Origin of the sequence: Massilia sp. S19_KUP03_FR1, from assembly GCF_036688685.1 — a bacterium.
In the GTDB taxonomy this organism is placed as follows: Bacteria; Pseudomonadota; Gammaproteobacteria; order Burkholderiales; family Burkholderiaceae_D; genus JALYUM01.
The window spans coordinates 1-17,592 of the sequence record NZ_JAQQPS010000007.1; the positions used below are offsets into that span (position 1 = coordinate 1).

15 protein-coding genes are annotated in these 17,592 nt (G+C 60.7%); 9 read left to right on the forward strand and 6 right to left on the reverse strand.

Annotation, left to right across the window (positions count from 1 at the left end; all coding sequences use genetic code 11):
• On the forward strand, positions 1-283 hold a 283-nt coding region (locus V6M87_RS09230; RefSeq protein ID WP_332876323.1), incomplete at its 5' end, for a hypothetical protein.
• Between the two features lie 122 nt (positions 284-405).
• On the opposite strand, the gene V6M87_RS09235 is transcribed toward V6M87_RS09230, so the two are convergent.
• Positions 406-1,101 carry a carboxymuconolactone decarboxylase family protein gene (locus V6M87_RS09235; RefSeq protein ID WP_332876324.1) on the reverse strand — a complete coding sequence of 232 codons (696 nt, stop codon included), beginning with the start codon at positions 1,099-1,101 and terminating at the stop codon, positions 406-408.
• A gap of 525 nt (positions 1,102-1,626) precedes the next feature.
• Between V6M87_RS09235 and V6M87_RS09240 the strand changes: the two genes are divergently transcribed.
• A complete protein-coding gene (locus V6M87_RS09240; RefSeq protein WP_332876325.1) occupies positions 1,627-3,501 on the forward strand; it encodes an AI-2E family transporter in 1,875 nt (624 codons plus the stop codon).
• Here V6M87_RS09240 and V6M87_RS09245 read toward each other — a convergent pair.
• Positions 3,498-4,862, reverse strand: a complete 1,365-nt coding sequence (locus V6M87_RS09245) for a 3-oxoacyl-ACP reductase (protein WP_332876326.1) — start codon at positions 4,860-4,862, stop codon at positions 3,498-3,500. The genes V6M87_RS09240 and V6M87_RS09245 overlap by 4 nt on opposite strands.
• A gap of 121 nt (positions 4,863-4,983) precedes the next feature.
• Here V6M87_RS09245 and V6M87_RS09250 point away from each other — a divergent pair, with 121 nt between their 5' ends.
• Positions 4,984-5,667, forward strand: coding sequence for an SOS response-associated peptidase family protein (locus tag V6M87_RS09250; RefSeq protein ID WP_332876327.1), 684 nt, complete (start codon positions 4,984-4,986; stop codon positions 5,665-5,667).
• A 58-nt stretch (positions 5,668-5,725) separates the two neighbouring features.
• Here V6M87_RS09250 and V6M87_RS09255 read toward each other — a convergent pair whose 3' ends face one another.
• Together V6M87_RS09255 and V6M87_RS09260 are read right to left on the reverse strand one after the other, a co-directional pair.
• Positions 5,726-7,135: a choice-of-anchor Q domain-containing protein gene (locus V6M87_RS09255; protein WP_332876328.1), complete on the reverse strand. Its 1,410-nt coding sequence runs from the start codon at positions 7,133-7,135 to the stop codon at positions 5,726-5,728.
• Positions 7,136-7,335: 200 nt separating this feature from the next.
• On the reverse strand, positions 7,336-8,763 hold the full coding sequence (locus tag V6M87_RS09260) for a choice-of-anchor Q domain-containing protein (protein WP_332876329.1): 1,428 nt from the start codon (positions 8,761-8,763) through the stop codon (positions 7,336-7,338).
• A gap of 223 nt (positions 8,764-8,986) precedes the next feature.
• Here V6M87_RS09260 and V6M87_RS09265 point away from each other — a divergent pair, with 223 nt between their 5' ends.
• Positions 8,987-9,364, forward strand: a complete 378-nt coding sequence (locus V6M87_RS09265; protein WP_332876330.1) for a DUF1566 domain-containing protein — start codon at positions 8,987-8,989, stop codon at positions 9,362-9,364.
• A 44-nt stretch (positions 9,365-9,408) separates the two neighbouring features.
• Here V6M87_RS09265 and V6M87_RS09270 read toward each other — a convergent pair whose 3' ends face one another.
• Both V6M87_RS09270 and V6M87_RS09275 read right to left on the reverse strand, forming a co-directional pair.
• A complete protein-coding gene (locus V6M87_RS09270) occupies positions 9,409-10,839 on the reverse strand; it encodes a M20/M25/M40 family metallo-hydrolase (protein ID WP_332876331.1) in 1,431 nt (476 codons plus the stop codon).
• 82 nt (positions 10,840-10,921) lie between these two features.
• On the reverse strand, positions 10,922-12,058 hold the full coding sequence (locus V6M87_RS09275; RefSeq protein ID WP_332876332.1) for a metallophosphoesterase: 1,137 nt from the start codon (positions 12,056-12,058) through the stop codon (positions 10,922-10,924).
• A 228-nt stretch (positions 12,059-12,286) separates the two neighbouring features.
• Between V6M87_RS09275 and V6M87_RS09280 the strand changes: the two genes are divergently transcribed.
• The 5 genes from V6M87_RS09280 to V6M87_RS09300 all read left to right on the forward strand — a co-directional run bounded on the left by V6M87_RS09280 (position 12,287) and on the right by V6M87_RS09300 (position 17,556).
• Complete coding sequence (locus V6M87_RS09280) at positions 12,287-12,751, forward strand: glycine zipper domain-containing protein (protein WP_332876333.1); 465 nt, start codon at positions 12,287-12,289, stop codon at positions 12,749-12,751.
• A gap of 905 nt (positions 12,752-13,656) precedes the next feature.
• Positions 13,657-14,277, forward strand: a complete 621-nt coding sequence (locus V6M87_RS09285; RefSeq protein WP_332876334.1) for a hypothetical protein — start codon at positions 13,657-13,659, stop codon at positions 14,275-14,277.
• Between the two features lie 362 nt (positions 14,278-14,639).
• Positions 14,640-15,179, forward strand: coding sequence for a hypothetical protein (locus tag V6M87_RS09290; RefSeq protein ID WP_332876335.1), 540 nt, complete (start codon positions 14,640-14,642; stop codon positions 15,177-15,179).
• Positions 15,180-15,296: 117 nt separating this feature from the next.
• Complete coding sequence (locus V6M87_RS09295; RefSeq protein WP_332876336.1) at positions 15,297-15,812, forward strand: ankyrin repeat domain-containing protein; 516 nt, start codon at positions 15,297-15,299, stop codon at positions 15,810-15,812.
• Positions 15,813-17,151: 1,339 nt separating this feature from the next.
• On the forward strand, positions 17,152-17,556 hold the full coding sequence (locus tag V6M87_RS09300) for a hypothetical protein (RefSeq protein WP_332876337.1): 405 nt from the start codon (positions 17,152-17,154) through the stop codon (positions 17,554-17,556).
• Positions 17,557-17,592 lie beyond the last annotated feature (36 nt).

The following is a 17,592-nucleotide window of genomic DNA, read 5'->3' on the forward strand; positions in this document are numbered from 1 at the left end:
TCAAGCGCTCAAGGAGTGGCAGCATAAGAAACCAGAGTTATTCGTCAAACGCGTTTATGACCAGGCGAGACTTGACATCTATGAACGCATGGGCGAGGCTATGAGCGAAGCAACGAGTATCATTTGCACATTACCTGAAAACGAGCGGACTGCGCACTTGCATGGCCTTGGCCACATGATGGGGCACCTCTGGCTGAAGCTTCAGCTTCCGATTGTTCGCGAACACAGCGATCTGGATCCGGATGGCGATCGTTTCCGGAAAAATCCGAGTGAAGAGCGATAAGATATGGCCACACGGGGTCGCTATTGAACGATCGAGACCCACTTGAACCGTGATCAAAGCGGTCACCCGAGCACGGTAGCGGGCTCTGCTGAAGCAGCGATTTGCCCCAACTTTTTTTGCAGCTATGGTTTGGTAGCATCTACCCGATGCGGAATCCCCGCGGCGCCTTGTGGAATCTTGAATTTTGCGACGTTGAGCTGCATCGAGAGATGCACGTAAAATGCAGTAAGACTGGTCAGATCGACCACGCCTTTGCTTCCGAATCGTCGTTTCACGCGATCAAACGTTTGATCCGCTACCTGATGATTCCGCACGATTTCGTTCACGAATGCATACACGGCATCTTCGTCATCGTTCATGTTCGTCGGCTTTTGACCGTAGCCAAGTGCGTCCACATTGGCCTGGGCGAGACCGGCCTTCAACGCCAAAGGTACATGCTGATACCACACGTAGTCTTGATTCCATTCCTTTGCGATGTAAAGAATTGCGAGCTCCGCCAGATTGCGCGGTATCGCCGAACCCGCCTTCATATAATCCCCCACTTCCTGGGCATTGGTCATCATTGTCGGGCTATACAACATCACTTCAAACGGCCCGAAAATTGGTGCCTTCCGAACGGCTTCATATTGCGTGACAGCTTGCTTTTGTTCGGCAGTGTACTGCTCAAGGGGAATCGCAGGAAGGCGATCTGCCGCCTGCGTTACTTGAAAAAAGAAAAGATTCGTAAGAGCCGCTCCGATGTAGAGCGCTCTGCGCAAAATAGTCGTCATAGTATTAAAATCAATTAAGAAACGTAAATTATAGAGGATTTTTGCCAAGCGTCGTGATAACGCGATGATGATTGCGCCAATGCGAATTGGGTAGCAGCACGATAATTGCGGGTATCGACTGGGTACACTGGATTGGACCCGGCAAAAAAACCGCTTCGGAGGAATAATTGCGTATGGATGACGCCGAAACGAAGCTCATTGCCAATGCGCTGTATGAAATACGTCTGCTCTTAAGTTGATACTTGGGGAGCGAGAATGACGCCCCATGTGACGTGCGCTTTGCGGCAATTCGTTTGCTGCTCTTCCAGCCTCCTTGGGTTTTGATCTGCGGTTGCCACAGGCTGCACCCGGCCCAAACTGTGTAAAGACGCAAAACGAGCAATTCTCATGGTAGGGGCGACCTTCCCGATCGCGCGAAAATGGCGCAGCGGCCGTTCGGAGAGGCCGAATTATTTGGATGCCTGCGACGCGGCCATGGCGCCGCTCTGTATTACGCCGCAGCGCAGCATTTGAGTTGCTTCTACGCCATTTTTCAGCTACGGTTCGTGGATTGCGCGACTACCCTGGATCCCGATGTTAGAGAACTCTCCTTTAAGCCGGCTGAGCGCGAGCGCCGTCGTCACTGCTTCCTGCCTGCTGGGCCTGCTTTACTTCGGCCGCGATGTGCTGCAACCGATCGCGCTGGCCTCGATTTTGAGCCTGGCCATTGCACCGCTGGTACGGCGCTTTCGTCGCAGCGGCCTGCCGCGCATGGCGGCGACGCTGGTGTCGGTGATGCTGGTGGGTATGTGCGTGGTGGGCCTGTCGACCATCCTGGCCTACCAGCTCGTCGCCGTCGCCGGCGACATGCCGAAGTACCGCGCGGCCATCACCACCAAGGTCGACAGCCTGCGCGCGCTGACCGAGCGGCCATTCGCCCTGATCCAGGCAGAGCTGTCGGCCGTGTCGCCCGCGCCGCCCGCGCCGGCGCCAACCCGGCGCGGCGCGGCCCTGGCCGCAAACCCGAACCAGCCGATTCCGGTCGAGATCCGCGCGCCCCGCGTCACCACGCGCGACGCGATTGCGCGCGCGTTCGCGCTGGCATGGGGACCGGTCGGCTCGGCCGGGGTGGTGCTGGTGCTGCTGGTGTTTATTTTGCTCGAGCACGAATCGCTGCGCGACCGCCTGATCCGCCTGGCTGGCCAGGGTGAAACCCGGCGCACCATCAAGGCGCTGTCGGACGCGACCACCGGCGTGTCGCGCTTTTTCTTTTCCCAGTTCATCGTGAATGTCACCTTCGGCGCGCTGATCGGCTTGTCGCTGTGGGCGGCCGGCGTGCCGCATGCGGCGCTGTGGGGGGTGCTGTCCGGCTTGCTGCGCTTTGTGCCCTATCTCGGCATCCTGCTGGCCGGCGCCGTCATCGCGCTGTTTGTCGCGGCGATCGACCCCGGCTGGAAGCTGGCCCTTTCATGCATGAGCCTGTTTGTCGCGCTCGAAATGATCGTCGCCAACTTCGTCGAGCCGAAGGTGTACGGCCAGAGTTCGGGCATGTCGCCGCTGGCGATCATCGTCTCGGCCCTGTTCTGGGCGGCGATCTGGGGCCCGGTCGGGCTGTTGCTGTCGACCCCGCTGACGCTGTGCCTGGTGGTGGCCGGACGCCATGTGCGTTCGCTCGAACTGGTCACCACCCTGCTTGGCGACACCCCCAGCGTGAACGCCGCCGAGCGCCTGTACCAGCGCTTCCTGGTGGGCGACACCAACGCCATCATCAGCGATGCGCGCGCCTTCCTGCGCCAGTGCAGCTTCGCGCGCTACTGCGACCAGATTTTGCTGCCGGGCCTGGCACTGTCGGCGGCCGACACCCGCGAAGGCAATATCGACCAGGCCCAGGAAGAGCGCGTGCGGCTCGGCATCGCCGATGTCGCGGCGGCCCTGACGCCGGTCTCGAGCGCGCCCGCGCGCCGCCAGCGCCGGCGCGACGTGTCGCTACTCGACACCAACGTCGGCGCCCACCTGCGCCGCATGCGCGAAGCACGCCTGGGCCAGTGGCAGGGTTCGCTCGACGTGCCGGTGCACTCGATCGTGCTGTGCTGCGGCCTGCGCTCGGCGCGCGACGACCTGCTCATGGAGTTGCTGGTGCGGGCTTTGCGTGAAGTGTCGGTCGACGCGCGCAGCGTCACGGTCGGCAGCGAAGACGCGCCCGGCGAAGACACGCCGGGGCTGGACAAGGCTGACCTGGTATCGTCGGTGTTTCTGGCCTATCCGACCGATGCCACGCTGGAAGCATGGCGCAAGGCCGCCATCGAACTGCGCGTGGCGCTGCCCGACGCGCTGTTCGTGACGATTCGCCTGCCGTTCGACGAGCGCGCCGCGCATCCGGGCGGCGTGGAAGATTACGTCGACATGATCCTGCGCTCCTACGAAGAGGGACTTGCCTTCGTGTCCCAGGAAAAGCCCGCCGCGGATTAAGCGCCGATCAGGGCCTGGCCGCAGACGCGGACGGTCTGGCCGCTGATGCCGCCCGCGCCCGGTGTGGCGAGGAAGGTCACCAGTTCGGCCACGTCGCGCGGCTGGCCGCCCTGCTTGAGCGAATTGGCGCGCCGCCCCAGTTCGCGCAGCATGAAGGGCATGGCGTCGGTCATCGGCGTTTCGATGAAGCCGGGCGCCACCGCGTTGATGCAGATGGCGCGCGCCGCCAGCCGCGGCGCCTGGGCCGCGACGTAGCCGATCAGCGCCGCCTTCGACAGCGCATAATTGCTCTGGCCGACATTCCCGGCAATGCCGCTGATCGATGCCAGGCACACGATGCGGCCGCCGTCGCGCAGCACGGCGCCGTCCAGCAAGGCGTGATCCAGCGCCGCCACCGCGCCGAAATTGATCTCCATGACCAGGTCCCAGTATGGCGCTTTCATATTGGCCAGGCGCCGGTCACGCGTGACGCCTGCATTGTGCACGACGATGTCGACGCCGCCGCATTGGGCGCGCAGGAAGGCGCTGATCTGGTGCGCGGCGCCCGCTTCGGCGATATCGAGCACCAATGGCGTGAAATTGAAACGGCTGCAGGCGGCGTGCAAGACGGTGGCCGCGGCGGGCACGTCGAGCGCCACCACGCGCGCACCTTCCTCCTGCAAGCGTTGCGCAATCGCCACGCCGATGCCGCGCGCTGCCCCCGTGACCAGCGCGACCTTGCCGGCCAGCGCCTGGCGCAACGGTGCGGCCTCGGCGCCGACGCCGCGCGCCAGGTGCAGCGCCTGCCCCGTCACATAGGTCGTGGCAATGCCGCAAAAAAAGCGCACCGGCCCGGCCAGGCGTTCGAGCGCATCCGGCGCGACATACACCAGGTTGACCGTGATGCCGCGCGGCCCCAGTTCCTTTGCCAGCGAGCGCACGAACCCTTCGATGCCGCGTGCCAGGGCCGCCGCGACCGGGTCGCCGGCCGCGCCCGGATCGGCCGCGGCAATCAGAACACGGCCGTTCAGCGCCAGGCGCCGCATCAGCGGGTGGAACGCCGCGTACAGGAGGCGCGTGGCATCGACGCTGGTGCAGGCGGTGGCGTCGAGCACGAAGATGTCCACCGGGCTGGTATCGGCCACCGCATCGGCGAGATGCAAGCGGGCTGGCGCGGCGCCGGCGGCTGCAAGCGCCGCGTCCAGGGCGCCGAGCGCATAACCGCCGGGCGCCTGGGCAGTGAGCACGCGCAGGCCGGCAAACGGCTGCGCCGTATAGCCGCCCGCAGCGCGCGCCAGCGCCACCGGCTTGGGCAGGCCGAGCGCGCGGACCAGGTGCCGCGTGAAGATATTTTCGTGCAGCCTGACCAGACCATCGCGCATCGCCCGCTCCTTGTTTTATTGTTGAGTCTTCATTCTACGTGTTGCCAGCTTGAATAGAAAAAAACCCAATAGTGCATTTACGGTAGCATGCAAATTTACCTTGTGAAGGGACCTTGACGCCATGTGCGGACGATTCGACCAAAGCCAGACGGCGCGCTATTACGCCAGCGTATTCGGCTGGGCCGATGCGCTGTACGACAGCGCTGCCGATCCCTTGTACAACGTGGCGCCCGGTACCTACCGCCCGCTGATGCATATCCAGGACGGCGTTCGGCGTGTCGACGACGTTTTCTGGAGTTACCGCGCCAAATGGGCGGAGGGCAAGGTGCCCATTTGCGTCAATGCGCGCATGGACAAACTGGCCAATCGTTACTGGGCGCCGCTGCTCAAGAAAGGGCGCGCCGTGGTGGCGGCCGAGGGCTGGTATGAATGGACCGGCGAGAAGGGCCACAAGCAGCCCTGGCACATCCACCGCAAGGACGGCCAGCCGCTGTTCATGCTCGCCATCGGCAACTTCGGCACGCTAGATGCGCAGCGCGCCGAACACCGGGCCGAGGCTGGCTTCGTGCTGGTCACCGACGACGCCGCCGAGGGCATGCTCGATATCCACGACCGCCGCCCGGTGGTGCTCAGCGCCGAGGATGCGGCGCTGTGGCTCGATCCGGCCATTTCGCCCGAGCAGGCGATCGAACTGGCGCGCCAGAGCGCGTTGAAGCCGGACCAGTTCGAATGGCACAAGGTCAGTCCGATGCTCAACCGCGCCGGCAGCGACGGGCCGCAAGTGGCGCTGCCACTGGAAGACTGACGCCCGGGCATAAAATCCCGGACGCCTTGCGGGTGGCCGGGCCTGTCGATGCAAAGTCTTAGTGCTGGTATGCACCGATATCGAAACCGACCGATGCATTGCGTGCCTTGCCGTCGATGTCCGTCGCAGGGGCATTCGTGGCCGTACCGCGCGCGATGGCCGGCGAGCTGGCACTCAGGTGGAAGTCCGGCGTGGTCGCCGTGGACGAATAGCCAATGAACAACGGGTCCGAGCTGACGGTACCGGTGGCCGTCAGGCCGTTGCGCAAGCTGATCGCGGTGCCGTTCTTGTACACCAGGTTGTTGGTGTAGCGGTTGCCGGTACCGGTCTTGCCCTGCTCCGAGATGCCGATGCCATTGTTGTACAGAATGTTGTTGGCCACGATGGTGTTGTTGTTGCCGCCCGAGGTGAAGTAAAAGTCGCCGCCGCCGACGATGATGCCGTAGTGCGAATCGGTCACCGTGTTGTTGGTGATGATGACATTGGTCGCGTCGTGCCAGAGGTGGATCGCCGCTTCGCCGACGCGGTAGACCAGGTTATTTTTCACGCTGCCGGAGGTCGACACATAGATGCCCTGGATGAATTTGCACGCCTTCGGCCCGATGTCGTTGACGGTGTTGGCGACGATGTCGTCATTGACCCCCTTGTAATAGCTGTCCACGCCGATGGCCGAGCCGCCGGCGCTGGTGCACGCGGCCGCATTGGCGATGTGGTGTACATGGTTTTCCTGGATCATGTCGTACGAGCCACCGCTATACAGGCCATGCAGCCAGAGCTTGCCCGTACCTGGCTTCGAGCCGTCGACATCGAAACCGACGATGCTGACGTAATTGCCGCGGTTATCCCAGGCATAGTCGGTCGACGAACTGGCCGGGGGCACGATCTTCGCGCCCCACTTGGTGGTCGAAACAAAATAGATGCGCGCGCCGGCCGTGCCGCTGGCGGTGGTCTTGATGCCGCCGGCATAGGTGCCAGGGGCGATCCAGACGGTGGTGCCGGCCTTGGTGGCCGCCTGTGCCGCACGCTTGAGGGTTTTGAAAGGTGCGGCCTTGGTACCGGCCGCGCTGTCGGAACCGGTCGGGGCGACGTAGTAATTGATGTTGGTGGCCGGGATGGTGGCGGCAGCGGTCACGTCGATGGCGACCGCGCTGGCCAGCAGTTTCGGGCTGCCGTCGGCGGCGAATGTGGGTGCGGCTTCTGGCGCGGCGTCGGCGCTCAATGGATGGCTGGCGTAACCGGCCAGGTCGAAACTGCCATCGGCGGCCGGGGCGCTATCGGCGACGGCCGGGGTGTTGCTGGCGGCATCGGTGACGATGCTGCTCGCGACGTAGCCGGCGGCCTGGCTGGTCTGGGCGGCGCCGCTGTCGGAAGGGCTGCCACCACCGCAGGCGGTAAGAAGAACAGCAGCGCTGCAGGCGATCAGGGCGTTGATGCGGACATCCGAAGCAAACGTGGTGAATTTCTTCATCTGAAAATTTCCCGAAGTAAAGTTGTTGTGAGCAAGGTTGGAGTGGCGGAAATTGATTTAGTTCAATTGATTTGCAGAATAATTTCAATGGAGTATCAAATAACCCATCAATCGCTTGTCACGAAAGAAATTAAACCGCTGAAGCGGACGCGTCCCACCCCGCCTGGGACGGCATGCTGCGGGGTGGGCTGACGGTGGGGTTAATGCTGGTATGCGCCGATATCAAAACCGACCGAGGCGTTACGCGCCTTGCCATCGATGTCTGTCGCCGGGGCATTCGTGGCCGTGCCGCGCCCGATGGCAGGCGAGCTGGCGCTCAGGTGGAAGTTCGGCGTGGCCGCCGTGGACGAATAGCCGACGAACAGCGGCTCCGAGCTGACGGTACCGGTGGCCGTCAGGCCGTTGCGCAGGCTGATCGCGGTGCCGTTCTTGTACACCAGGTTATTGGTGTAACGGTTGCCGGTACCGGTCTTGCCCTGCTCCGAGATGCCGATGCCGTTGTTGTACAGAATGTTGTTGGCCACGATGGTGTTGTTGTTGCCGCCCGAGGTGAAGTAAAAGTCGCCGCCGCCGACGATGATGCCGTAGTGCGAATCGGTCACCGTGTTGTTGGTGATGATGACATTGGTCGCGTCGTGCCAGAGGTGGATCGCCGCTTCGCCGACGCGGTAAACCAGATTGTTTTTTACGGTGCCGGAGGTCGACACATAGATGCCCTGGATGAATTTGCAGGCCTTCGGCCCGATGTCGTTGACGGTGTTGGCGACGATGTCGTCCTTGACACCCTTGTAGTAGCTGTCCACGCCGATGGCCGAGCCGCCGGCGCTGGTGCACGCGGCCTTGTTGGCGATGTGGTGTACGTGGTTTTCCTGGATCATGTCGTAGGAGCCACCGCTATACAGGCCATGCAGCCAGAGCTTGCCCGAACCCGGCTTCGAGCCATCGACATCGAAACCGATGATGCTGACGTAATTGCCGCGGTTATCCCAGGCGTAGTCGGTCGACGAACTGGCCGGGGGCACGATCTTCGCGCCCCACTTGGTGGTCGAAACAAAATAGATGCGCGCGCCGGCCGTGCCGCTGGCGGTGGTCTTGATGCCGCCGGCATAGGTGCCAGGGGCGATCCAGACCGTGGTGCCGGCCTTGGTGGCCGCCTGTGCCGCGCGCTTGAGGGTTTTGAAAGGTGCGGCCTTGGTGCCGGCCGCGCTGTCGGAACCGGTCGGGGCGACGTAGTAATTGATGTTGGTGGCCGGGATGGTGGCGGCGGCGGTGACGTCGATGGCGACCGCGCTGGCCAGCAGTTTCGGGCTGCCGTCGGCGGCGAATGTGGGCGCCGCCTGTGGTTCGGCGTCGGCGGTCAACGGATGGGCGCCGTAGCCGGCCAGGTCGAAACTGGCATCGGCGGCCGGGGCGGCATCGGCGACGGCCGGGGTGGTTTCTGCTGCGGACGTTGCAACTTCCGGAGAAGCGACTACGCCACTATTGTACGAATAGCCAGCGCTCTGCACCTGTTGGTCGGCGCCGGTATCGGACTGGCCGCCACCGCAGGCGGTGAGCAGGACAGCGGCGCTGCAGGCGATCAGGGCGTTGAGGCGGACATCCGTAGCAAACGTGGTGAGCTTTTTCATCTGAGAACTTCCTTACTGTGTGTATGAGCAAGGTTGGAGCCGGAGAAATTGATTTAGTTCAATTGATTTGGAGAAAAAATTTTGCGCCGTGCGAAACCGACCACGACCGTTAGCCCGATGGAAACCGAACAAATATTGCGCAATATCGACGTTTCGGAGGCAACTTCTGACGCCATGCGACGGTCTTACAAGGCCTTACCTCACTGCCTTGGGAGACGTCGCGATGGAATCCGTTTTACATTTGAAGCCGGCTTTGAAAGACGGCGAAATCTATGCTGGCCTGATCTTGGGGAAGGATGGCCAGCATGACTATCACGTCGTGCTGTTGCCCGACGACGCCGGCGATGTCAGCTGGACGCTGGCGCGCAGCTGGGCCGACCAGCACGGCGGCGAACTGCCCAGCTGCCGCGAGCTGTCGCTGCTGTTCGCCAATCTGCGCGAGCAATTTCAGCGCGAGTGGTACTGGTCGAGCGAGCAGCACCGCACGCGCATCCAGCTGGTGTGGGGAGAGAATTTTGCCAGTGGAATACAAACCGCGTATGGCCGCCAGTTCCGGGGCCACGCGCGGGCAGTGCGGCGCGTGGCCATCGACGGGCATTGACGGCGCTATCAGCCAGCGCAAAGCAACCGCGCCTAGGCCCCGCTTTACTTCACCAGCACGTCGGCCCGTCCGATCGGCTGGTCCGTATTGGCCAAAAACCACGCCGTCGTGCTCATCACGGCGACATGGCGGCGCAGGTTTTCGGGGTCGACCTTGTCGAAGGTATCGGCCGGCGAGTGGTGGTAATTAAAATAGTCCGAGCTGTCGATGAGCGGCTCGAAACTCGGCACGCCCGCCAGTTCCAGGCCCGACAGATCGCCGGTACCGAGTTCGTCTTCGCGGATGAAGCCACCTGCGCCGATCGGTAGCAGGGCCGCCTTCAGGGGCGCGAAGTATTGCACGGCCTGGCGCGACACACTGGCGCGCACGCCGAATGCGCGCCCCGAGCCATTGTCGTCTTCATAGGCGGCGAAATGTTTCTCGGTATTCCCCGCTTCTGCGGTCAAATAGGCGCGTGCACCCTTCTGGCCATTTTCTTCGTTCATCCAGGCAATCATGCGGATGGTGCGGCGCGGCTTGAAGTCGAGCTTTTTGAGCGTGTCGATCACCGCCATCGCGCTGGTGACACCGGTGGCGTCGTCGTTGGCGCCGGTGGCCAGGTCCCACGAGTCGAGGTGACCGGACACGATGACGATTTCATTGGCCTTGTCGGTGCCCGGCAGGTCGGCGATGACGTTGAAGCTGTCGGCATCGGGCAGGTTTTGCGGGGTCAGTGTCAGGTGCATCGTCAGCGCGCCGCGCTTGGCCAGACGCGTCATCAACAGCGCGTCTTCAATGGTGACGGCGGCAGCGGGAATGCGGGCACCGTCCTGCAGGCCGGCACTGCCGGCGTGGGTGAGCCGGTAGACCGCGCCGCCAACCGCGCGCACCAGCGCCGCCGCCGCACCCATTTCTGCAGCCATGCGCGGGCCGGCCACGCGGTAGGCGACCGCTTGTCCATAGGCTGTACCAGCCTGGCCGCGGTCGGCCATTTTCTGGTCGAATGGCACATCGAACAGCACGATGCGGCCCTTTACTTCGGCCGCGCGCGCCTTGAGTTCATCGAAGCTGTGCAGGACAATGACTTCGGCCGTGATGCCGGCCGCCGGCGTCGCGCCCGAACCGCCCAGCGCGGCCAGCACCACCTTTTGCGACACGCCGGCCGGTTTGCCGGCGTAGTTGACCAGCTCAGCGCTCTCGGCGCCGCGCACCCAATGTGGCACCTTGACTGGCTGCAAGGTCACCTTCGCACCGAGTTTGCGCATGGCCTCGGCCACCTGCGTCACTGCGGCGGCTGCGCCGACCGAACCCGACAGGCGCGGGCCGATCAGGTCGGTCATCTCTTCCAGGCGAGTGTAGGCATAGTCGCTTTTCATTGCGGCATCGCGCACCTGCGCCAGTGCCGCCGCTTCGTTGGCGGGCGCGGCAGCAAAGGCGGAGAGTGAAACCAGGGAACTTGCAACGGCAATAACGAGGGGCAGCGGGCGGCACTTCATGCGACAAATCCTTGAATGTTGAGTGAGACAAAACAATACCCCATTCAATGCTGCCGCGCAGCAAAATATTGCCGTACTTACATCACGCAGGAACCAGGCGCACCAGCGTGATTTCGGAGGGCGCGCCGAAGCGTTTCGGCGGGCCCCAGTAGCCGGTGCCGCGGCTGGTGTAGACCCACATCGCGCCGAGCCGGTTCAGGCCGCTGACGTAAGGCTGCTGCAGCGGCACGAACAGGTTCCACGGGAAAAACTGGCCGCCATGCGTGTGGCCCGACAGTTGCAGGTCAAAGCCGGCCGCCGCGGCGGCGGTCGCGCTGCGCGGCTGGTGCGCCAGCAGCACCCGCAGGGCCAGGCCCTTCGGCGCGCCATGGGCCGCCTGGTGCGGATCGCTCTTGTGTGCGGGATTGAAATGGTGCGCCGTGTAGTCGGCCACGCCGGCGATCATCAGGCTGGCCGTGCCGCGCGTACGCACCACGTGTTCGTTCATCAGCACCGTCACGCCGAGGCGGCGCAGCTCGGCAATCCAGGCCTCCGCGCCGGAATAGTATTCGTGGTTGCCGGTGACAAAAAACGTGCCGTCCGGCGCGGACAGGCGGGACAGCGGCGCCGTGTGCCGGGACAGGCTGGCCACGCTGCCATCAACCAGGTCGCCGGTGATGGCGATCGCATCGGCCTCCAGCGAATTGACCTTGTCGACGATGGCGCTGAGGTACTTGTGCTTGATGGTCGGGCCGACGTGGATGTCGCTGATCTGGGCGATCGTGTAGCCGTCCAGCGCGGGTGGCAAGCCCACCACCGGCACATGGACGTGCTTGACGTGCGCCAGCCGGCGCGCATTGACCAGACCGACCAGGGTGACGGCCACGGCCAGCACAGGAACGCCGACGGCTGTTTCGCGCGCCGCATCTGGCCAGGTGAAGGGCAGCAGCTGCAGCGCCAGCAGCAGCAGGTCGCGCCCGAAGGTGGCGACCAGCAGCGATGAAAACAGCCCCATTGCCAGCAGTCCGGCCCAGGGCAGCTGTTCGGCGCCACGGCGGCGCTTGAAGTATGGCGACAGCAAACCGGTGGGCACCAGCAGCGTCGACGCCACCAGCAGCACGATGCCGGTCAGCGCGCCGGCAATACCCAGCCCCATGGCGGGAATCAGGCGCAGACCGATATACAGATGCAGGATGACCAGCAGGAACAGAACGGTGGCAATGGTGCGGCGTGGTGGCATGAAGGATCCGGATTGTGCAAAAGAAGCTTGTACATGGGGCAATCAAGTCAATCCGCAAGCGCACCCGACAAAGGAATGTTGCATCAATTTAGGTAAATGTTACAAAGGGCTATTGACATGTAATAATCTGTATTAGCGCGTGGCGTGCGGCAGGTGCAGGCATATAGTCCATCCATGCCCTGGCGCTTAGCGATCATTCGATCACCGTTAAGGGAAAAGGATAATGCCATGTTCAAGAACAAAGTCTTTGGTGCGGTGCTGGTAGCCGCGGCCGCTGTTGCCACGGCAACCGTTTCGACCTCGGCCATGGCGCAAGATCGCGGTGTGAATACCGCCGTCGGCGCGGTGCTCGGTGCGGCAGTCGGCGGTAGCGCCGGTGGCCGCAACGGCGCCATTGTCGGTGGCGTACTCGGCGCCGCGGTCGGTAATTCGATTGGTTCCCGCAACGACCGCTATTACGATAATCGCAACTATGACAACCGCGGCTACGCCAGCGTCGGTTACTACCAGCCAGCGCCAGTGTATGTCGAACCGCGCCCGGTGTACGTTGAATCGCGTCCGGTCTACTACGCCGAGCCGCGCTACTACGCACCGCCAGTGGTCTACTACGGCGGCGGCCGTGGCTACTACGGCGGTGGCCGGGGCTACCACGATCGCGGCCACGGCGACCGCGGTTGGCACCACGGCCGTTAAGCTGCACCCGCTTGCAAACGAACCGCGTCCTGGACGCGGTTTTTTTTCGTGGCGCTGTTCGCGCACATCGGGCAGTCTTCCCGTCAGCCGGGCTCGGCAGTGGCAAGCAGCAAGCGTAATGCCTTCGGTATTTGCTGGCCGCGCCGCGAACCGGCTCAGCCAGCTCTTGAAGAAGGCATCCCAGCCGTTCACACTCTGGAGGTGAATCGCGCCGCGCGCGCGTTCTCCGGCCGCACATTGCCAATGCGTGCCGGATGCCGCTGCCTGCGCGAAACGCCGGTAGGCCATCGCGCCATCTGTGAAGGATGAAAAAAGTCATCACCGGCTGAGCGAATCCGACACCAGAAAAAGAAGAACATCACTTGCCGTATATGCAACTACGCTTTTACACTGTGCCTCGAGCGACTTGCGCCCTCGGCCAAAAGCTGTGGTTCGCCGCTAGCCCAAATCTCTCTTTATTGCGCAAAAAATTATGCATGCCAGGCGCTCGCGATAGCAAACAACGGTGCTGGCGATCAGCTGCTCTTCCTTCGTTCTAACGACTGGTACGAGGCAGAAGTTTACTACTGGTCACACGAAACCGGTGACTTGACTAAGGTGGCAGAGGATTTTGCCCAGCTCGAACGTCTGTACATGCCGCAAGAAACTGGCCGTGCTGCTCCACCGTCCGCTTTGGGCAGGGAGCTGCCTGGCTTGATAGTTTGCGGGTTTTTCGCCTTGGCAACCCGCTATGCTTGCTCGACAGGCCGAAACAGGGCAAAAGCTGTCACACCACGCCCAACTAGACATCCATAGTGAACGGATACAAATTTTGTTCGTAAATTCATCGGTACAAAAATGGTAATCGCCAGTAGTTTCAAGATGATACTATTAGTTTCTAATTAATTTTGAATCGGTGTCGTCGCATGAATTCGTCAACAGTATCCGGTGTAGTCACTCGCCGTACCTCCCGGGCCGTTTTCGACATCCTGCTGTTTTGGTTGGCGTTTCACTCTGTTGCGCAAGCCGACAGCCAATATCTGCAACGCGGTGCAGGCGCGGCAGGCGGCATCGTCGCAGGCATTTACATACACGAGTTAGGCCATGCGGCCGTGTCCGACTTCGCCGGTGCAGAACACATCCGCATCCGCATCCCGGGTGCGCACTGCAAGCTGCTTTGCGGGCAGACAGATGTCACCTGGTCGGCGCGTCCCAGCGCCCCGCAGAGGCGCCTGATTACTGTGGCTGGTTTTGTGAGCAGTAACGTGGCGGCAGAAATTATGCTTCAGCACGAAAGCTTGGCCCGCTCCGGCTTCGGCCAAGGGTTGATCGCGACCAACTTGTATTCGAACGCGGTGCACGTGTTTTCGTATTACACCAAGGTGCGCGGTCGGAACGGCTATCAAGGCAACGATATCGATTCCTTTGAATTGGCAGGTGGCAACCCCCACCTGTTGTCGGCGGGGCTGCTGGCCTATTCGGCGTATGCCCTGCATCGCATGCACAAGAAACATATACCGGTGCTGTTCGTTAGTGCCCGTTTCTGACGGGTGATCGCGTCTCGTGCTCTTGCCAAAGGCGAAAGTTCGCGTCTTGGCCCAGCGCAGCTCCCTTTTGGCTTTCTGGTTTGCGAAAATGCGCCACGACTTTAGCCAGGGTACAGAGGTATTTTCCCTCTCGAACCTTCCCTTTGGCTGTTGGATTCGCCACTACATCGGTAGTCACCTTTCAGCGATCATGTTTCGAACGGCTGCGATGGGTCGGATAGATACTGTAGGGCCAGCCTACGAGCTTTTACTGTTTACATTCTGATATGCCGAGCCGAAAACAGCCACGTTCGGCCAACTGTGGATACAGTTACAATGTAATAAATATTACTTTGGAAATACCCAAATTCTGAAAGAAGCAAGTGAAAAAATCCTCTCCAACGTGGAGTGATGTCAAAACGAAGTTGGGGGACTTCGACCGCGCTGGCATGCTGGCCTTGGTGCAGGATATGTACGCCGCCAGCAAAGAAAACCGATCATTTCTGCAGGCTCGATTTGGCCTGGGCGCGGATACCCTCAAGTCCTACAAAACGACGATTGCGCGTTGGCTTTGGCCGGACATCTCCAGGGGCCAGGACACTTCGATTTCTAAGGCCAAGAAAGCAATAGCTGACTACAAGAAGGCCGTCGGACGACCGGAGGACCAGGCTGAACTGATGACCTTCTATTGCGAGCAGGCGGCAGGCTTTTGCCGCGATGTTGGCTTCTCGGATGAGCGCTTTTTCGTTTCGTTGATGGGCATGTTCAGCAAGGCGCTGAAATTGACCCTAACCCTGGCCCCTGTGCCGCGCGATAGTTTGCTGGAGCGTCTCGACGAAGTGAGTCGAATCAGCCAGGACTTTGGCTACGGGGTGGGTGACGAAATGAACGACCTGCTCGACGAGTACTCGGCTAATGACTGAGTGGACGGCGACTATCGGTCGATTTCGGCCAGAACCGGACTTTCGCAGATCGATAGCGTTCGGCCAACAGCCGCCGTTCGCAAACAGTACTCCCGACGCCATTTCAATGATCACGACATGACCTCAATCGACGAAACTTCAAGAGCTATTTTCAGCGCTGCTCGAGAAGGCGACGCAGATACGTTGCTGAGTCTGATAGGCACGAGCCAAGACCGTTTACACGCGCAAACGCCTTTCGGAACACTTTTGCACATTACGTACGCACGCGGCGATATCGCACTTGTTAAGGAGTTAATTAACCTTGGCGCCGATATTGATCGACGCGGCGGCACGTTCGACGGTACCGCAATCAATCTGGCAGCATCAAAAGGACAGGTCGAGATCGTCGAGTATCTACTTGAATGTCAGGCCGAGTTGGACGTGAGCGATCCGGAGCGCAAACTTCTTTGGGGCGGAATCGACTCCGGCAGCGTCGAGATCGTGAAACTACTCGTGGCAGCAGGGATCGACGCAACGGTCAGATATTCAGGTAAGAACATGACGAATATGGGCGCACTCGATTTTGCTATCGAGAGGGGGCAGGTTGAAGTCGCCGAGTTTCTACAGACTCTGCCTTCGATGCGTGTCAATTGAGAGGCGCGTGTTTTGCCGGCGAACCTCGCTGCCGTAGCAATCGAGGCAACGTCTGGTTTTGGGCGAAACCGACTGGTCAATCACACACGGCTGGCCAGTGAAATTTTTATCACGTGTAGATCGCAACGAAACAATGACCTCCGCCGCGTCAGTGACGGCTATTAACCGGCGCAGCCAGCCCTTGAACCGGGCATGCCAGCCGTATTCATTCGGGATCTGGATCGCGCCTCGCGCGCGTTCTCCGGCCCGCACATTGACAAATGCGTGGCGGATGCCGCTGTCCTGCGCGAAATGCCAGTAGGCCATCGCGCCATCTGTGGAGGATGAAAAAAGTTATCACGGGCCGAGCAGAACCGTCCGCAGAAAAATAAAAACATCCCTTGCGGTATATGCAACTACTCTTTTACACTGTGTCTACGCTGTGCAGAAGAAGCATTCAGAACGGATTAAACGTTGGGACGAGGGACGCGCAGTACGTAGAAACAACCCCAAAAATTTTCAATGATTTGCAGACATGCGTCTCAGCTGCGAAGTTGCTTTGGACGGGGCCTACGTAAGTGCGCTGCACGTGCAGTCCACTTGGCTTCTGAGCCGCGACTTAATTGATCCGCCTTGGATCGGCAGCCGCCTGTCGAGACAGTCTGCAACTTTTCCAGCTCGGTAACGTGCTATGGTCAATCAAGAGGCTGGATTTTTCCACGACCTGCACCAACCAATTCAATGAGGACCAAGTTGGAGAGTGATCGCATAGCAGAATTCGTCGGCCAGACAAATGTATCTCCTGCGCAGTTGTCCGCGGCTGAGCGCGATACTGTAGTGCGGATTCTCAACAGCCAATTCGCCGTCAACGCAAAATCACTCAGGCCATGGGACGCAACGAATGCCCCAGGCGGCGTACAAACTGCAATCGGTTGTGCGTTGATATCAAATTACGTAGCTGACTCCCCGTGTCTGGTATTTTCGTCGGGTGCACCTTCGGTATGGAACTTTTCCAACGGGTCGGATTTACTGCTTTTCTTAAAGGCTTCGCCACCTTTCGAATTCTATGTCTGCGATGACTTAGCAACCTACATGCTTTGTTATACCGATCATGACTTCATTATTGGATGGGGGAAGAGCACTGCATGGGTGGAGCAACTTCGGGCAGATTGATCCATCAAACGGACTTGCCGGCATGTCCGCTCAGGGTCGTTTCCGGTCTGTCCTGGCTGCCGCTGAATTTTCGCCATGGCATGCTGTTATGCCGAGTCGACCGGCCGAATTCGGCCAAAAGCGGACATAAACTAACGGACCGGCTCTGTCATTACCATAATCTTCAAGATGTACACACATGAGAAAAATGTACACTGTACTCCTGCTGTCGACTTTCTTGGTGGGCGCCCGTGCGCAAGCTGAACATAAAGAAGACTGCGATCGGGCTGAATACTCCCAGCAGTATGCTGCCGGCTTTAATCGCGAGCTAAATGGCGCGCTGGATAGATTCAAAAACCAGGATAAAAGCTCTCGATCCAAGTTGGACGGGATGAAAGCTGCCAGTGATTTCAAGGTGCAACTTTTGTCGCTGGACGGTATTCCTATGATAGCCGGGGGCAACAAAGCTGCGGAATTGCGCGCGACGTGTTTGCTTGGGCCAAATGCGATCAGCAAAGCTGACGTTTTGTATGCTGTCACGGAGCGGGCGTGGAAGTTACTCGAATCCAAGGTCGCAGCGGAAGCGCAAGTGAAAAAAGTTACCATGCCATAAAGTACGTTAGTGCAGGCCTGGCTCGCTAGCCAGATC